We start from the raw sequence: 17,709 nt of genomic DNA, 5'->3' as shown, positions 1-17,709 counted from the left end.
AAACGGCTGCCGCAGGGTTTACCCTTGCAGGCAGCCGTTTTTTCTTATTTTTTTGTGAAGTTTTTCACTATAAAGGGTCATTTCGTGACGAATGTTACTTATCCCGGAACCGGTCCAAGATACAATTGACTCATATCATCAAAGTCCCGGAGGAGAATGAACCATGGCTTACAATAAACCGGATCAAATCGCGAGCGTAACGGTCGAAATGGGCGTCAAGAAAGCGCACAATCCCTTGCTGACGGTTTTGATTCTCGGATTTTTGGGCGGCGCTTTTATCGCCCTCGGCTTTTTGCTGGATATACGCGTCATTGCGGGCGCTCCGAAAGAATGGGGCTCGATCGCCAACTTTATCGGCGCGGCGGTGTTTCCGATCGGTCTGATTCTGGTGCTGCTTGCAGGCGGCGAATTGCTGACAGGCAATATGATGGCCGTGCCGCTGGCGCGGATGGCGGGGCGGATTTCGACCGGCGAAGTATTTAAAAATATTATCCTGATTACCGTCAGCAACTTCGTGGGCGCGCTGTTTGTCGCTTATTTTTTTGGGCATATTGTCGGACTGACCTCCAGCGGGGTGTATCTCGACAAGCTCGTGGATATGGCGGGGCATAAATTGGAAGACGGATTCTTGCAGGCTTTTGTCTCGGGGATCGGCTGTAACTGGCTCGTCGCGCTTGCCGTCTGGCTGTCCTACGGCGCGGATAATATGAGCGGGAAAATCCTCGGCATCTGGTTCCCGACCATGGCGTTCGTCGCGATCGGATTCCAGCACGTTGTTGCCAACATGTTCCTGATCCCGGCGGCCATTTTTGAAGGCTATTTTTCCTGGGGAGAATACTTCATGAATTTTATACCCGTTTGGCTCGGCAATCTGACGGGCGGCGCGCTGTTCGTCGCCGGGGCCTACTGGACGGCTTATTTGAAGCCGGGTGCAGTGAAGCATCAGGCCGCTTCCGCCGCTAACCCGGCAACCGTGAACAAATCCGCATAACCGACGGATTCGCTTGAATCAAGTACCGGCCGCTTCCCGCTTTGGGAGGCGGCTTTTTTTATGTACCGGAGAAGACTTGCTGTCCGTCCGGCAGAATTAGTGCCAAGCTAAAAGCAAACATCGCCAGTAGACACGGAGCGGACTTTTTTTCTACAATAATTTAGACAGGAGAGAGGGGATGACCATATGATCCATGAGGAGAACGGAATCTTTCCCGCAGTGTGCCCGCTGGACTGCCCGGACACCTGCGGTTTGCTGCTGCATAAAGAGAACGGTAAGATCGTCAAAGTGACGGGGAACCCCGCGCATCCGATCACGCAGGGCGCCATCTGCAACAAGGTGCGGAATATGGCCGAGCGGGTCTATCATCCGGAGCGGGTGCTGTATCCGATGAGACGCGTCGGGGCCAAGGGAGAAGGAAAGTTTGAACGGATTGGCTGGGACGAAGCGATCGCGGAGATCGCCGGACGCTTTAAGGCGCTGATTGAAGAACATGGGCCGGAAAGTATACTGCCTTATAATTTTTACGGCAATATGGGGATTCTCAGCGTCGAAGGCATGGACCGGCGCTTTTTCAACCGGCTGGGGGCGTCCAAGCTGCAGCGGAGCATCTGCACCGCCGCGGGCAACGCCGGCTGGAAATATACGATGGGCTTCGGCGGCGGGGTAAGCCCCGAGGATACGGTCAAGGCCAAGCTGATTATCGTGTGGGGCGGCAATCTGGTCAGCACGAACATGCATCAGATCGCGCTGATCGAGAAGGCGAGGAAGCAGGGGGCGAAGCTGGTCGTGATCGATGTCCACAAGAACCGTACGGGCCAGCGGGCCGATTGGTTCATTCCGCTCCATCCGGGAACGGACACGGCGCTCGCCCTCGGGATGATGCATGTGCTGTTTGCGCGCGGGCTTGTGAATGAGCCGTTTCTTGCGCGTTATACGGTCGGACACGAACAGCTTCGCGAGCATGTGAAGGCTTATACCCCGGAACGGGTATCGGCGATTACCGGTATTCCCGCCGGGGACATCGAGGCGCTGGCCGTGATGTACGGGGAAACCTCGCCGGCCTATATTCATATGGGCAACGGGCTCCAGCACCACGACAACGGCGGGATGAACGTCCGCGCGATCAGCTGCCTCCCGGCCTTAACCGGCCAGTGGCTCGTTCCGGGCGGCGGCGCGTACAAGATGAACAGCGCCTATGCCGATATGAATACGGACGCGCTGGAACGTCCGGAATTGAGACATGATCACGATGCCCGGACGATCAACATGAATCGAATCGGAGAAGCCTTGCTGACCCTGGATCCGCCGATCCGGGCGATGTTCGTTTACTGCTCGAACCCGGTGGTGGTCGCGCCGGATACGAACAAGGTGGAGCGCGGGTTTAGCCGGGAGGATCTGTTTACCGTTGTGCATGATCTGTTCCTGACCGATACGGCCAAATTTGCGGACATCGTGCTCCCGGCTACTTCCTCTTTTGAAAATACCGATCTCTATGCCTCGTATTGGCATCATTACATCCAGATTCAGGAGCCGGTGATCCCCGCCCGCGGCGAGAGCAAGAGCAATGTGGAGGTATTCAAGCTGCTGGCGGCCGCGATGGGCTTTGAGGATGAGGCCTTCCTTGATACGGAAGAGGATATGATCCGCCAGGCGCTTCAAAATACGGGCAACCCGTATATGGAAGGCGTTACTTTGGAGGGCCTTCGGGAGCAGCGGATGGTGAAGCTGAATATGGCGCCCAAGGAACAGTACCTGGATCAGCTCCAGACACCCTCCGGGAAGATCGAGCTGTATTCGTCCGCCATGGCCGAAGCCGGCCTTCCGCCGCTGCCGACCTATGTGCCGCTCGCCGAGGGATATGACGGGGAGCGCCGGCCGGGGGCGGATGAGGCTTATCCGCTGATGTTCGTTTCGCCGCCGAACCACAGCTTCCTGAATTCGACCTTCGGCAACGTGGAAAAGCTGACGGCGCTCGAAAAGAACCCGCTATTGCAAATCCATCCGCAGGATGCGGCTCCGCGCGGCATCGAGGACGGCGACATGGTCGTCGTCCAAAACGACCGGGGCAGCTACCGGGTCAAGGCGGCCGTGACCGAGAAAATGCTGCCGGGCACGGTGGTAAGCCAGGGGTTATGGTGGGAGCAAGGCGGCGAGCGCCGGCGCGCCAATGCGCTGACCCCGGACAGGCTGGCCGACATGGGCGGCGGAGCCGTCTTTTTCTCCACCGTTGTCGAAGTAAAGCGGCAATAAATGTGCTTGCCTAGGCTGCCCTTTTGAGCGATACTATGATAATCCGGGCAGCGGATTGTTACATTTACTGTTATAAATAAACTGTGACAAGGGAGCCCCAGGGCTCCCTTTGCCGTTTTGCGGGGAATCACGGAATTTACATAGATCATGGGCAGTTAGCAGAGGGGGAGAGATAGAAGATGAAATGGTTGCAGTCCTATCCGCGGGAGGTCAAAATTTTTCTCGTCGCCAGCTTAATCAACTCGGCCGGAGGGTCTTTGATGTGGCCTTTGATCACCATGTTCGTGTTCAAAGTGCTCGGCCGTACCGTTACCGACGCCGGGTTCGCCATCCTGGTCATGTCGCTCGGGGGGATCGCGGGACAAGTGCTCGGCGGCTCTTTATATCACAAATTGGGCGTGAAGAAGCTGATCGTCGGCGGCATCGGGCTGAACGCGCTGTTCCTTCTTCTGCTCCCCTACGGGAGCGGGAATTGGAGCTTGTTCATACTCCTGATGGGCTTGATCGGCTTCTTCAACGCCATGGCGATGCCGGCCATTCAAGCGTTCATCGGCTTCCGCTTCGCGGAGCGCCGCGGGGAATTGTTCAACGTCATCTATGTGGCCAACAATATTGGGGTGGCGCTGGGGACGGCGCTCAGCGGCTTCCTGGCCCAAATCTCCTATCATATGAGCTTTATCGCCAACGGAATCACCTCGGCGGCGTTTGCGCTTTTCTTCTGGTTTTATTTGAACAGAGTTCAAAAAAGCTCCGGCGAAGTGCATCTGGAGAAACAACAAAAAACGCAGCAGGATCAGAACAACTGGAAGCTGCTTTGGCAATACCGCGTGTATTTGTTTATGGGTATCGGTTCGTTCTTCCTGTGGCTCGGCAATTGCATCTGGAACAACGGGGTATCCCCTTTTACGATTTCCAAAGGCATGCCGGAATGGAACTATAGCATTTTATGGACGCTGAACGGGGTGCTGATTTTTGTCGGGCAGCCGTTCATTCTGTGGATCAAACGGACGTTTGCCGGATCGGCGGAAGCGCAGTTAACGGCCAGCGCCTTGTTCTATATGCTGGGCTACATCGCCATTCTGAGCTTCCATACGTACCCGAGCATGGTGCTGGCCATGATCCTGACCACATTCGGGGAGATGCTGATCTCTCCGGCGATCCCCTCCTTTATTTCGGACCGGACCGGCAAAGCCGCGCCGTTCTATTTGGGCGTGGTCGGCGGGATGGGCGCCGCAGGCAAAGTGGTCGGGCCTTATACCATGGGCGTGCTATTCGACTGGAACGGGCTCGTCCCGGTCGCCTGGCTGGCGGTTGCCATATCCGTACTGGCGGTAGGGGCCTTCCTCGTTCATGCCTATATGAACCGGGAGGCCAGGAACAAGCTCGCGGACAGCCTGTAATACGGGAACTTGTTTGGTGTATAATCAAAGTTAAACTATTTTATCAAACCGGAAGATTTTGTTATAGAACCAAAGGAGAAAGGGAGTCGAATACATGTCCGATGCAATCTGGACCCGGCTGTCGCAAATGCGGGACGCGGGGGCGCTGATGGAACTTGATTCGCTCGTGTGGGACAACCATTCCACGCCGGCGCAAATAGTCTGGAACACCAAGGAGCAGTACTTGCAGAAATGCCCGCCGGGGAGCCAGATCGTCGCCGGAATCGGGGAGGACATCTGCGGATATCTGGGGTTCGATTTCCCGACGCCGCTGGAAAGCAACCGCCACGTCTACGATATCAATATCGCGATTCATCCGGGCTACCAGCGTCGGGGCGTCGGGCGCGTGCTGATGGAGGCGATGAAGCGGCTTGCCGCCGAGCGGGGGATCCGCAAACTGTCCCTGCGCGTCTTGGCCAGCAATCCGGGGGCGGTCGCGTTTTACCGCAGCTGCGGATTTGTGGAGCAGGGGCGGCTCGTTGGAGAGTTTTATCTGGACGGTCAATATATCGATGATATTTTGATGTGGTGTCCGGTTGAACAATCCTGAAGTTATCGGTATATTTAGAAGAAGAAAATTCGGAGCAAATTAAAGAGAAGTCAGAGAATTCCATGAACGGAAAGGTTGATCACCGTGGAGAACAACAACTGTACCCCTCCTAATTTCATCAAAAATATCATTACCGAAGATTTGAAAAACGGCAAAGTGGACAAGGTCATCACCCGCTTTCCGCCGGAGCCGAACGGTTATCTGCATATCGGTCACGCCAAGGCGATCTGGATTAACTTCACTCTGGCCGACGAATTCGGAGGCCGGACGAATTTGCGCTTCGACGATACCAACCCGGTCAAAGAGGATACCGAATACGTCAACTCCATCAAGGAAGACGTGAAATGGCTCGGATTCGACTGGGAGGAGCTGCATTTCGCTTCGGATTATTTCGAGGAAATGTACAACCGCGCCGTCATCCTGATTAAGAAGGGACTGGCGTATGTCGACGATCTCAGCGCCGATCAAATCCGCGAAACGCGCGGAACGCTGACCGAGCCGGGGCAAAACAGCCCGTACCGGGACCGCTCGGTCGAAGAGAACCTTGACCTGTTCGCGCGGATGCGGGCCGGCGAGTTCAAGGACGGGGAGAAGGTGCTCCGCGCCAAGATCGATATGGCTTCGCCGAATATCAATCTGCGGGATCCGGTCATTTACCGGATCGTACACGCTTCGCATCATAATACCGGCGACAAATGGTGCATTTATCCGATGTATACGTTCGCGCACCCGCTGGAGGACGCGATTGAGGGCGTGACGCACTCCCTTTGCTCCACCGAGTTCGAGGATCAACGCCCGTTCTATGATTGGGTTGTCGCCGAGACCGAGATGCCGAGCGTGCCGCATCAATATGAGTTCGGCCGGCTGAACCTGGAGCAAACCGTAACGAGCAAACGGAAGCTGAAAATGCTCGTGGACGAAGGAATCGTGGACGGCTGGGACGATCCGCGCATGCCGACGGTTTCCGGGCTTCGCCGCCGGGGATATACGCCGGAGGCGATCAAGGCGTTCGTGTTCGAGACCGGGATCTCGAAGGCCTTCGGTTCGATCGACCTGAAGATGCTGGAGCATTTCATCCGGGAAGACCTGAAGCTGAAGGCGCCGCGGACGATGGCGGTCGTCGATCCGCTGAAGGTGGTTATCACGAATTATCCGGAAGGCCAAACCGAGCTGCTGGAAGCCGAAAACAACAGCGAGAACGAGGAAATGGGCAGCCGCCAAATTCCGTTCTCCCGGGAAATTTATATCGAGCGCGACGACTTTATGGAGAATCCGCCGAGCAAATATTTCCGGTTGTTCCCCGGCAACGAAGTCCGGCTCAAGCATGCGTACTTTATCAAGTGCAATGAAGTAATTAAAGACGAGAACGGCAATGTGGTTGAGATCCACTGCACCTACGACCCCGAGACGAAGAGCGGCAGCGGCTTTACCGGCCGCAAAGTCAAAGGGACGATTCACTGGGTCGAAGCGAGCCAGGCGGTACCGGCCGAATTCCGGCTGTACGAGCCGCTGATTCTGGATGAAGAGAATGAGCCGGAGGAAGAGGAAGGCGCGGTGGAAAAGACGTTCCTCGACAAGATCAACCCGAATTCCCTGACGATCAAGCACGGCTTCGTCGAGCCGGGAATGAAGGATGCCGAGCCGCAGGATAAGTTCCAGTTTTTCCGCCACGGCTATTTCAATGTCGATCCCAAGTATTCGAAGCCGGGGAACCCGGTGTTTAACCTGATCGTATCGCTGAAAAGCTCGTTCCAATTGCCGAAATAAAACGATAAGAACCTCAAAACCTGCGCATGAACGCGGGGGTTGAGGTTCTTTTTTTTGGGGGTGATTTAAAAGCTTGCTCTGAAATGCATTTCATAGTATACACTGATTGTGCAAGGCAACAAGACCGCGGGCGATAGCGGCGTTACCGCCGGGCAAATGCGGGCGGGCGTGACAACAGGCCCGGGTCTTGTTATTTTATTTAGGTCAAGGCTCCTCTTTCACCTTGATGACCGGGGAGTATCCGTGTTTGTGGAACTGTCGCCACATCAGGCCGAAGCCTAAGGCTCCGATAAACGTCAGGGCAACGCCCATTTTGTACAATACGACGGGACCGAAATTCTGAAATACCCAGCCGCCGAACAGCCCGGCGATGACGCCGGCTACGCCGCTCAGCGCGAAAGTATAAACGGCTTGTCCGGCGGAACGAAACGGTCGCGGCAGAAACAGGGCGGTCAGCCGGGTGCCGACATAGAAGAATCCGCCGAACGTGACCGCATGAAGCACCTGAATCACAATAATCTGGATGGGTTCCGTCGCCGCGGCCATCAGATCCCAACGCAGCGCAAAGAGCAGGCTGACGAAGGTCAGGCAGCCCATTAAATACGTGATTTTCTTTTTCAGGAAACGATGCAGCAGTATAAAGGCCAACATCTCAAACAGGGTCGACAAAAATACCGCGCTGCCGACTTGAAAGCGCGATCCCCCTAAATCGTTGATAAACAGGGGCATAAAAATGTTGTTGATCGCGTTGGGTATCGCAACCAGCGACCCGAGCAGGATAAAGGCGACGAAATATTTGTTTTGCAGCGTCCGCCGGATTTCGACAGGAGCGATCCGCGGCGTGTTCGCCGTCAAGGAAATCGACGGCAGCAGCAGGGCGGATCCGATCGCCAGCATCAGCGTGATGCTGAAGAGCAGGGAAATTCCGTTCTGGCCGACATGATCGATAATAGGGCCTGCCGTAAGGGCGATGAACGTCCAGCCCATCGAACCCCAAATCCGGTACGTGCCGAATCTTTTTCCGTTATTGTCCATGTAGCCCAGCGTCAGACTGTTGGTCTGCGCCAGCAAAGGGCTCTGGAAGAAAAAGAGCATAATCATCGAAAGATACAGCATGTGGTAGGTGTTTACCTTAAAAACGAGATGGCCCATGACCAATAAGCCTACCATCATGATTAACAATACGACGCGAAGATTTTGGCCGCGATCGCTTAAATGTCTCCAGAAGGGATGCGCCAGCAGGGAGATGAGCGGGCTAAGGGCCATCAGGCTGCCGATCTCCAGCTTGTCCATGCCGATCTCCTGCAAATAGAGCTGGAAGAAGGCGGCAAAAATAACCATGGTCCCGTAAATAAAAAAGTTAAGCGGCCCAAGAGGCAGCTGCGATGAGAAAGAGGGCTTAGCATTATCCCGCAAGCGAGCCATTCCTTTCTTTTCGGTGATCATGTTCTCAATGTAACACATTGCTGAAAGGGGATACAAACCATCTTCTTTTGAATTTTCCAGGATTTGTATCTGAAAGGATGAGAATTATGTTCGACATTACCGCAATCGTTCTTGCCGGGGGCCGCTCCAGCCGGATGGGGCGCAATAAAGCGCTGCTGCCGCTGAACGGCGTGCCGGTTATCGAAAGACTGATTCGGGAGATGGAGAGTGTCGCCGGCGAGGTGATCATTGCCGGAGGCGGTCAGCCTGAAGCGTACCGATACTTGGAAAAAAATGTTATAGGCGATTTGTTTCCTGAAACGGGTCCGATGGCCGGACTTCATGCCGGATTAACGGAAGCCAAAACCGCATGGAGTCTGGCCGTGGCCTGCGACATGCCGTTTGCGGGCCAGGCTGTCTTCGCACAGCTGGCGGAGCGGGCGCTGAAGGCGGAACAAGACGGATGGAACGGGACGGAAGCGGGCCCCGGGAAGAGATTCGAAGCCGTCATCCCGACGGTGGAGGGGCGGAGACAACCGCTGCTTGCGGCCTACCGGCGAAGTGTCCTGCCGGGTCTGGAAAATGAGCTGCGGGAAGGGAATTTTAAGCTGACCCGCTGGGCGGAGGGACTCCGGGCCGAGATCGTTGACGGAGCAGTTCTGGCCGGGGCGGCGGGAGTTCGCGAGGAGGATCTTCCGTTCAATATGAACCGACCGGAGGATTATCGGCGGGCGCAAGAATGGTTGGAACAATAACCATAACTTGTTAATAATTTGTCAAAATATATAACATAAAGCGCTTACACCATGCATTATAATAGAGTTGTAAGATGCATGATCCCCCTTAATCATGTATCCAATATGCTACAGGATGATTTCCGATGGTATTAAGGAAGTCATCTTTTTTTAACCGTGGAATACAATTGTTGTGCGGAATCAGCCGTGTGTTACTTAACGTTAGGGAGATGACCGATATGACCATGCTGTTCAAGGAGCCTGTTCAAATTCCGGAGGATGAAGCGCGCTGGCTTGAGCTAAGAGGCTGGGTATACCAACTGATAGCGGATTTTCTGAGCCGGCCGCCGCGGATGTCGCTGATTGCGGAGTGGCGCGGCAGGATCGAGCATCGGAATACGATCCCGGTGTGCCGCAGCGGAAAGAAATTGAAGAGCTACCTGGAAAGCATCCCCGAGGACAACCTGCGGCGCGTTTGTTATGAGGAAGCCGATGAATTTGAACGATTGTTCTCGCTTCAACGAGGGGGAATTACCGCTTGCGAGAGTCTGTACAGGTCACGCGGGGAGGGCATAGACGGTTTGGCCTGCCTCGCGGAAATCCGCAACGAATATGAGGAGAACGGCGTGGTGTTCAATAAAATCCGCGGCGAACGCGACGATCATATCGCGCTGGAGCTGGAATTTATGGCGGTGCTGAGCGAAGCGATGCTGAGCAAGGCCGGTCTGCGGGAGAGCTGTCTGAGACTTGCCGACGTCCAAATCGGTTTCCTGGAATCCCATCTTCTGAAATGGGCTCCGGTCTTCTCCGCAGAGTTGGCGGCCGCTACGACAAGTACGCTTTACGGCGGGATGGCGGAGCTGCTGGAGGAATTTTTAAAGCTTGATCTGGAGCATCTCCGTATTTGGCGGAGCTTGCAGGGCTAACCGAGGCATAGATGACAACAACCCGGGAATACCCGGAGAATTAAGAGGTTGGTCGGAGAATATGAGTATATCTCCGTCCAGCCTTTTTTTGTATAAACTTTTAAACCGATACCCGTCCGCGATATTCTTATGGGAAGAAATTAAAGGTTCATGTAAAATATATAGACAGCAACATGCAGTAATATAAAAGGAGTTCAACAATGAGACGCGGACTACAAATTATTCTAATCGCAGCTATCCTGTTTGCTTTTTACTTCTTCGGATTCGGCATCTTCGGACATTTCGGCGGGACGCTGGTCAGTATATTTCAAACCCTGACAGTCATTACGATCGGACTGGCTATCTTTATGGAGAACCGCAATCCTTCCAGCACGGTGGCCTGGATTCTGGTGCTCGCTCTGCTCCCGGTCGTGGGGCTCGTCCTGTATTTTCTGCTGGGCCAAAACTATTTCAAGCGGCGAAAATTCGACAAGAAGGCGGAGGAGGACCGCAAAAGCTTTGAACGGATCGACCATAACGGCCATATGCTGCCCCGCGACTTGTCGCAGTTTACCCCTGGTCAACAGCGGCTGCTGCAGATGGCGCAGCGGATCGCCCGCACCCCTTTTTCGATGGCGACGCGCACCCGAGTGCTGACCAATGGGGATGAAACGTTCTCGACACTGCTCAGGGAATTGAAAAAGGCCCGGCATCACATACATATGGAATACTACATTTACCGGGCCGACGCGATCGGCCGGGAAATTCAGAAGACCCTGATCGAACGGGCGAAGGCGGGCGTGCAGGTCCGGTTTATGTATGATGCGGTCGGCAGCATCGGCCTGCCGAAATCGTTCGTCAAGGAGCTGCGGGATGCCGGAGCCAAGGTTGGCATCTATGGCGAAGTCCGTTTCTTGGCGCTTTCCAGCCGGGTAAATTATAGAAACCACCGGAAAATCGTCGTAATCGACGGAAATACCGGCTTTCTCGGCGGACTCAACGTCGGGGACGAATATTTAAGCCGCAGCAAAACCTACGGTTTCTGGCGGGACACGCACATGCTGGTTAAAGGTGAGGCCGTACGCTCCATGCAGATTACGTTCCTGCAGGATTGGGAGTATGTCACGGGCGAGCGAATTATGGACCTGGAATATTTATCACCCGAGCTCGAACAAGGCTGCTCCGGCGCGGTGCAGGTAATCCCGAGCGGGCCGGACAAAGAGACCAGCACGATGAAAGACATCTTTTTCGCCATGATAACCTCGGCGAAGAAATCGGTGTGGCTCGCCACTCCCTACTTCATTCCCGACGAGGATATATTGACCGCCCTGCGCGTGGCGGCAATGTCCGGGATCGATGTACGGATCCTGTTTCCGGCCAAACCGGACAAGTGGCTGCCGTTCCTGGCCTCCCATTCGTATTTCCCTTCACTGCTTGAGGTAGGCGTGAAAATTTACGAGTACGAAAAGGGCTTCCTGCATTCCAAGCTGCTCATCGCCGACGGCGAAGTCGCCACCGTGGGCACCGCCAATATGGACATGCGCAGCTTTCATTTGAATTTCGAGGTGAATATGCTGCTCGTGCAAAGCGACAGTGTAAAGAAAATCGTCAAGGATTTTGAACGCGATCTGCTGTCAACCAAAGTGATTAACCGAAAAATATTTATGAAGAAAAGAATAGTCGTTCGCTTCATGGAATCGGCCGCAAGGCTGTTGTCGCCGCTGTTATAAGTGAAAAGCCCATTAATAGCGTTTGTAGAAGGGATGGGGGTTGTATCCAGATGGGAGAAAAAGCATTGATTATCGGGGCGGGCTTTAGCGGCCTGTCCTGTGCTATAGGGCTGGCCGTGCGGGGATACGAGGTCACCGTATTGGAACGGCAGCCCTTTGCCGGAGGCAAGCTTCAGCGGGTGATCATCGACGGGTACCGGTTTGACCGGGGCCCTACGACGATCGAAATGGCCCATGTGTTTCAATCCCTGTTCCGCCTGGCCGGGCGCGAGTTGGACGACTATGTGCGGCTGATCCCGCTGGAACCGAGGTCGCGCAGCGTCTTTGCCGACGGCAGCGTCGTCGATCTTACCGGAAATGTCGAGCATATGCAGCACCAAATCGGCACGTACAGCCCGGAAGACGCCCTGCATTATCCTGCTTTTATCCAGGAATCCCGCCGAATGCTCCGCTATGCGAACGAGCATGTGCTTAACCGGCTGCCTATGAATCTGATGGACAAATTCCGGCCTCTGGCTTTTATGGGCTCGCTGGCGCCCGCGCTGCACCGTTCCTTGCACCGTCAACTGCGGCGGCATTTTACTCATCCCAATACGCTGGCGATGTTCGGCAGATACGCCGCCAGAACCGGTTCGTCTCCTTATAAAGTATCTTCACTTTATGGTATGCTGGCAAGCAGTGAAGCCGATCAAGGCATCCATTTGGTCCAGGGAGGGACTTATGAGCTGATCGTGGCCATGGAGAAGCTGGCTCGGGAGCTGGGCGTAGCCATAGAAACGGGTGTAGAGGTGAGCCGGATCCGTATCGTGGACCGTAAAGTCCGGGGCGTCGAAACTTCTATAGGGGACTTCGAGTCTCCGCTCGTCGTCGTCAACGGGGACGCGCTTTCCGCCAGCCGGAAGCTGCTCGATGAAAAGGACCGTCCGTCCCTGACGAACCATACGATTTCATCCTTCGAGCCTTCCCTGTCCGCCTTTGTCCAGCTTGCCGGAGTGCCGGAGCGGCTGGACCGGCTGCATCATCATACCGTATTTTTTTCGGAAAACTACGAGGAGGAATTCCAGGACATTTTTGTCCGGCGCCGTCCGCCCGTTCGTCCGTCCGTGTACATATGCAACTCCTCCTATTCGGAGAAAGAGGCGGCCCCTCCGGGTTGCAGTAATTTATTCATCATGACCCATACGCCGTATCTTTCGGCGAAATGGGATTGGGAACGGGAAGGAGAGGCCTATGCCGAGAATGTGTTTGCCGCTTTGCGGAGGTACGGTTTAAACCAATTGAACCGCAGCCATGAGCTGGCCCGTTATACACCGGAAGATGTGGAGCGGGATACTTACTCTTACCGGGGCAACATGTTCGGCATCACGTCGCATAACCTTAGGCAAAACCTGCGCAGACCCGAAAGCCGCAGCCGGGATATCCGCGGATTATGGTACGCCGGAGGCACGACGCATCCCGGCGGCGGGGTCCCGTTCGTCGCGTTGTCCGGGCAGCTTGTCGCCGAACATATCGCCGGGAGCCGTACGAAATAGAAGCCGGGCATCTTACGAAACGCATGAAGGAGGAATGAGGATGGGAGATACATCCGAACGCAAAACGCAGCATATCCGGCTTTGTCTGGAGGAACAGGTGGGAAGCGAAGGGATTACGACGGGCTTCGAAAAGTACCGGTTTCGCCACAACGCTCTGCCGGAGCTGGATTTTGAAGAGATCAGCCTGAAGACGACGTTTCTGGGCGCGCCGGTCCGGACGCCGTTGCTCGTCAGCTCGATGACGGGCGGCAGCGAGCTGGCCGGACGGATCAACGAGCGCCTGGCGGAAGCGGCGGAGCGCCGGGGCTGGGCGATGGGCGTCGGCTCGGTCCGCGCCGCCGTGGAACGCGGGGAGCTTGCGCCGACGTTCGCGGTCCGGCGCAAGGCGCCGACGATCCCGATCATCGCCAATATCGGCGCGGTCCAGTTGAACTACGGCTTCGGCGCGGAGCAATGCCGGCGGGCCGTCGATATCGCCGGGGCGGACATGCTCGTGCTGCACCTGAACAGCCTGCAGGAGGTGTTCCAGCCGGAGGGGAATACCGCCTTCGGCGGCCTGCTCGCCCGGATCGAGGAGCTGTGCCGGACGCTGCCGGTGCCCGTCGGCGTCAAGGAGGTCGGCTGGGGCATCGACGGGGCTGCGGCCAAACGGCTGCGCGAAGCCGGCGTAGCCTTCATCGATGTCGCCGGCGCGGGCGGCACGTCCTGGAGCCAGGTCGAGAAGTTCCGCAGCAGCGACCCGGTGCGGCGCGCGGCCGCGGAAAGCTTCGCGGACTGGGGCATTCCGACCGCGGAATGCATCCGCGAAGTGCGGGCGGCGGCCCCGGAAGCCGCGCTGATCGGCAGCGGGGGCTTGAACACCGGCGTGGACGCGGCCAAAGCGCTGGCGCTTGGCGCGGACCTGGCCGGGTTCGGCCGGGCGCTGCTGGAGCCGGCGGTGAACTCGGAGGAGCGGCTCGATGCGCTGCTTGAGCGGATCGAGCTGGAGCTGCGCACCGCCATGTTCGGCATCGGCGCCGGGACGGTGGCGGCGCTGCGGGGCACGCCGCGGCTCGTACGGCGCGAATTATAAATTCTTATAATTCCGGGTAGAAAACCGAGAATTTTTCATTGTGTTTCTGAAACTTTCCCCTTATATTGGAAATAACGATTACATGCCAGAATTCGCGTTGATCCCACATATAAGGAGGAATTGTGAATGAAACCATCGATTTGGAAATGGAATACGCGTACCGTGGTGACGATCGGTATCGGGGCGGCGCTCTATGGGGCAACCAGCTGGATCGGCATTCCGATCGCGCCGGATACGCAGCTTCGGCCGGCCGTGGCGCTGCTTGCGATATTTGGCGCTCTGTTCGGGCCGGTCGTCGGCTTCGTCGCCGGGTTTATCGGACATGTGATCAACGACCTCTTGACCAGCGGCACCGTATGGTGGGGCTGGGCGCTGGGTTCGGGGATTACGGCGGCGTTCATGGGGCTGATCTACCTCGCGAAAAGCTTCGATCCGCAGGGCGGCGATATCCGCAAACGCCACTTGGCACATTTCTTGCTTTACGGGCTGGTCGGCATCTTCGCCGCGCTGGTGTTCTCGGGGCTGTTCGATATTTACGTCATGGGCGAACCGAACGATAAAATCGTCATCCAAACGATATCCGCGGGTCTGGCCAATGCGGCGGTATTCATTATCCTGGGCATTCCGGCCGTATGGGCTTACGCCAAGCGCAACCGGAGCAATACGAATTTGACGGTAGAGAGATAGGAGCAACGGAAATATGCAGCCGGCGATCTCATTCCGAAATTTCAGCTTCCGTTACAAAAGCCAAGCCCAGGCGACCTTGAATAACATTTATCTGGATATCGCGCCCGGGGAAAAAATCTGGATTGCCGGACCGAGCGGCTCCGGCAAGTCGACCTTAGCCCATTGCATCAATGGGCTAATTCCTTTTTCATACGGCGGCGAGGTATCCGGCTCGCTGTATATCGGCGGCAGGGAAATGTCCGGCCAGGAGATATTCGAGCGCAGCCGCCGGATCGGTACGATCCTGCAAAATCCCGACGCCCAATTTGTCGGCCAGACGGTAGGCGAGGATGTCGCTTTTCAAATGGAGAACGAGCAGGTGCCCCAGCCGGAGATGAAAGTCCGGGTCTACGAATCGCTCGACCTGGTCGGGATGCTGGCCTATGAGGGACAAGGCCCCCATGACCTGTCCGGAGGGCAGAAGCAGCGCGTGTCCCTGGCCGGCGTCCTTACCTCGAACGCCGATATTCTGCTGTTCGACGAGCCGCTGGCCAACCTCGATCCGGAGAGCGGAATCCGGGCGATGCAATTGATCGAAGAGATCCACCGGACCGGAGGCAAGACGGTCATTATTATCGAACACCGGGTCGAGGACGTGCTGGCTCAACCGGTTGACCGGATCATTGTGATGAACGAAGGGGAAATCGCCGCGATCGGCACGCCGGAGGCTCTGCTTCGGGACGGGACGCTGCCCCGTTACGGCCTGCGGCAGCCGCTTTATTTGAACGCGCTCGAGTATGCGGGAATTTCTTTGGAGAAAGTGGAGGAACTTCGCACACCGGAAAGCGTACGCATCTCTGCCCGGGATGGCGAGGGAAGCCCGGTGACGCATGAGGGCGAGTTTCGGAAAGCGCTGGATGCCTGGGCCGGGGGTGACGCGGACGAGCCGATCTTGCATCGGGAAGCGCCGGGAGAAGCGCTGCTCGAGCTTCGAAACGTATCCTTTGCATACACCCGGCGGGGAAACGATGCCGTACGGGATGTTTCCTTCTCGATCCGGGCAGGCGAGCGGGTCGCTCTGTTGGGCGGCAACGGGGCGGGCAAATCGACGCTCTCCGGCCTGATCACGGGGCTGCTGAAGCCCCGCTCCGGGACGATCGCACTGCGGGGCGAGGACCTTGCGGGCTGGTCGATCCGAAAGCGGGGAGCGGAGATCGGATATGTCATGCAGAATCCGAATCATATGATCACCCAGCATATGATCCGCGACGAGGTCGCACTCGGCCTCGCAGCCAGAGGGGTTCCCTCGCCCGAACGGGAGCGAAGAGCCGATGAGGCCCTGCAAATTTGCGGATTGTACCCGTACCGCAATTGGCCGGTGTCCGGCTTAAGCTTCGGACAGAAGAAGCGGCTTACCATCGCGGCGATTTTGGCGCTGGAGCCGAGGCTGATGATTCTCGACGAGCCCACGGCGGGCCAGGATTACCGCCATTATACCGAATTCATGGACTTCATCGACCGTTTGGCCGGCCGGGGTATGGCGTTTTTGTTCATCACACATGATATGCATCTGGCGCTGGAGTACGCGGACCGCGCCATCGTCATGGCGGAGGGCGGGATCATCGCTTCCGATCCGGTTGCGCGCGTCCTTGCCGACGGCGAGGTCGCGGGCAAAGCCCGTTTGCGGGAAACCAGTCTGTCGCGTTTTGCCAAAGCCTGGGGGCTGACTTCGCCGCCGCGATTTCTGCAGGCTTTCATCGAGGCCGAGAAGAAGGTGAAACAAGCGCATGAACAATAATTCGGGAATTCAGATTTTTGCTCCGGGAGAATCTTTTTTTCACCGGATGGACGGGGCGGTCAAGCTGATCCTTCTGCTGGTCTGGACCGTCGTAACCTTCTTGTTTCTCGACCTGCGGGTGTTTGGGGTGATGCTCGCCGCCGGTATAGTCATGCTGCTCCGGTCGCGTGTCCCTTTCAGGCGGGTAGTGCTGCTGTTTGGACTGCTGGTTGTTTTTACGCTGATCAACAGCATTTTTATCCTGATCATTACGCCGCGGTTCGGCTCGACGCTTACCGGAACCGATACCCCGGTCATCCCGCTCGGCTACGATATGATTAACGCGGAGACACTCTTTTATGTCCTGACCTTGTCCGCCAAATATTTGACCCTGCTGCCGATTACGCTGCTGTTCATTTTTACGACGCATCCAAGCCGGTTCGCGGCCAGTCTGAACAAGCTCGGGGTTCCTTATAAGCTGGCCTACGCCGTCAGCATCGCTTTCCGGTATATCCCGGATTTGACGCAGGAGTTCCGGAATATTTTGAATGCCTTACAGATGCGTGGGCTCGGCATTTCCCGCGGAGACGGCCATTTATGGCGCAGGATCAAGAATCTGTCCCTGGTTGTCGTCCCGCTGCTCCAGTCTTCCCTCCAGCATATCGAGCTGGTGACGAATGCGATGGATCTGCGCGGTTTCGGCACGGGAACGAAACGCACCTGGTACATGGGCACGCCGATGGCGCGGAGCGACAAGCTGGTGCTGTGCCTGTGCGCGCTGCTGCTCGTAGCGGCGATTTTGGCAAAAGGATGGCGTTTCGAGGGATTTTGGTATCCTTTTAATTAATAACTATAAGGGGGGAATCCT

Annotated in this window: 14 protein-coding genes; 13 read left to right on the top strand and 1 reads right to left on the bottom strand. The window is 56.4% G+C overall.

Annotation, left to right across the window (positions count from 1 at the left end; genetic code table 11):
- Nucleotides 1-163 precede the first annotated feature (163 nt).
- The 5 genes from V3851_RS20600 (at nucleotide 164) to V3851_RS20580 (ending at nucleotide 7,000) form a co-directional block, all read left to right on the top strand.
- Entirely contained in the window at nucleotides 164-991 is an 828-nt protein-coding gene (locus tag V3851_RS20600; protein WP_331848445.1) for a formate/nitrite transporter family protein, read from the top strand.
- 186 nt (nucleotides 992-1,177) lie between these two features.
- A complete protein-coding gene (locus V3851_RS20595) occupies nucleotides 1,178-3,244 on the top strand; it encodes a molybdopterin-containing oxidoreductase family protein (RefSeq protein ID WP_331848444.1) in 2,067 nt (688 codons plus the stop codon).
- Nucleotides 3,245-3,423: 179 nt separating this feature from the next.
- Entirely contained in the window at nucleotides 3,424-4,644 is a 1,221-nt protein-coding gene (locus tag V3851_RS20590; protein ID WP_331848443.1) for an MFS transporter, read from the top strand.
- A 94-nt stretch (nucleotides 4,645-4,738) separates the two neighbouring features.
- Complete coding sequence (locus tag V3851_RS20585; RefSeq protein WP_331848442.1) at nucleotides 4,739-5,233, top strand: GNAT family N-acetyltransferase; 495 nt, start codon at nucleotides 4,739-4,741, stop codon at nucleotides 5,231-5,233.
- A gap of 75 nt (nucleotides 5,234-5,308) precedes the next feature.
- Entirely contained in the window at nucleotides 5,309-7,000 is a 1,692-nt protein-coding gene (locus tag V3851_RS20580; protein ID WP_331848441.1) for a glutamine--tRNA ligase/YqeY domain fusion protein, read from the top strand.
- A gap of 204 nt (nucleotides 7,001-7,204) precedes the next feature.
- On the opposite strand, the gene V3851_RS20575 is transcribed toward V3851_RS20580, so the two are convergent.
- Entirely contained in the window at nucleotides 7,205-8,425 is a 1,221-nt protein-coding gene (locus V3851_RS20575; RefSeq protein WP_331848506.1) for an MFS transporter, read from the bottom strand.
- 107 nt (nucleotides 8,426-8,532) lie between these two features.
- Between V3851_RS20575 and mobA the strand changes: the two genes are divergently transcribed.
- From mobA to V3851_RS20535, 8 genes are all read left to right on the top strand, one after another.
- Nucleotides 8,533-9,180, top strand: a complete 648-nt coding sequence (mobA, locus tag V3851_RS20570) for a molybdenum cofactor guanylyltransferase (protein WP_331848440.1) — start codon at nucleotides 8,533-8,535, stop codon at nucleotides 9,178-9,180.
- A gap of 218 nt (nucleotides 9,181-9,398) precedes the next feature.
- Nucleotides 9,399-10,085: a TorD/DmsD family molecular chaperone gene (locus V3851_RS20565; RefSeq protein WP_331848439.1), complete on the top strand. Its 687-nt coding sequence runs from the start codon at nucleotides 9,399-9,401 to the stop codon at nucleotides 10,083-10,085.
- 200 nt (nucleotides 10,086-10,285) lie between these two features.
- Nucleotides 10,286-11,794, top strand: a complete 1,509-nt coding sequence (gene cls, locus V3851_RS20560) for a cardiolipin synthase (RefSeq protein WP_331848438.1) — start codon at nucleotides 10,286-10,288, stop codon at nucleotides 11,792-11,794.
- Between the two features lie 50 nt (nucleotides 11,795-11,844).
- Entirely contained in the window at nucleotides 11,845-13,326 is a 1,482-nt protein-coding gene (locus V3851_RS20555) for a phytoene desaturase family protein (RefSeq protein WP_331848437.1), read from the top strand.
- Between the two features lie 40 nt (nucleotides 13,327-13,366).
- Nucleotides 13,367-14,398, top strand: a complete 1,032-nt coding sequence (gene fni / locus V3851_RS20550) for a type 2 isopentenyl-diphosphate Delta-isomerase (protein WP_331848505.1) — start codon at nucleotides 13,367-13,369, stop codon at nucleotides 14,396-14,398.
- A gap of 126 nt (nucleotides 14,399-14,524) precedes the next feature.
- Nucleotides 14,525-15,085, top strand: coding sequence for an ECF-type riboflavin transporter substrate-binding protein (locus tag V3851_RS20545; protein ID WP_331848436.1), 561 nt, complete (start codon nucleotides 14,525-14,527; stop codon nucleotides 15,083-15,085).
- Nucleotides 15,086-15,098: 13 nt separating this feature from the next.
- Entirely contained in the window at nucleotides 15,099-16,862 is a 1,764-nt protein-coding gene (locus V3851_RS20540; RefSeq protein ID WP_331848435.1) for an ABC transporter ATP-binding protein, read from the top strand.
- Entirely contained in the window at nucleotides 16,852-17,688 is an 837-nt protein-coding gene (locus V3851_RS20535; protein ID WP_331848434.1) for an energy-coupling factor transporter transmembrane component T family protein, read from the top strand. Before V3851_RS20540 ends, V3851_RS20535 begins: the two co-directional genes overlap by 11 nt.
- The last annotated feature ends 21 nt before the right edge of the window (nucleotides 17,689-17,709 follow it).

It is taken from the genome of Paenibacillus haidiansis, from assembly GCF_036553665.1.
Lineage (GTDB): Bacteria > Bacillota > Bacilli > Paenibacillales > Paenibacillaceae > Fontibacillus > Fontibacillus haidiansis.
This window is presented reverse-complemented; position numbering and strand designations above follow the sequence as displayed.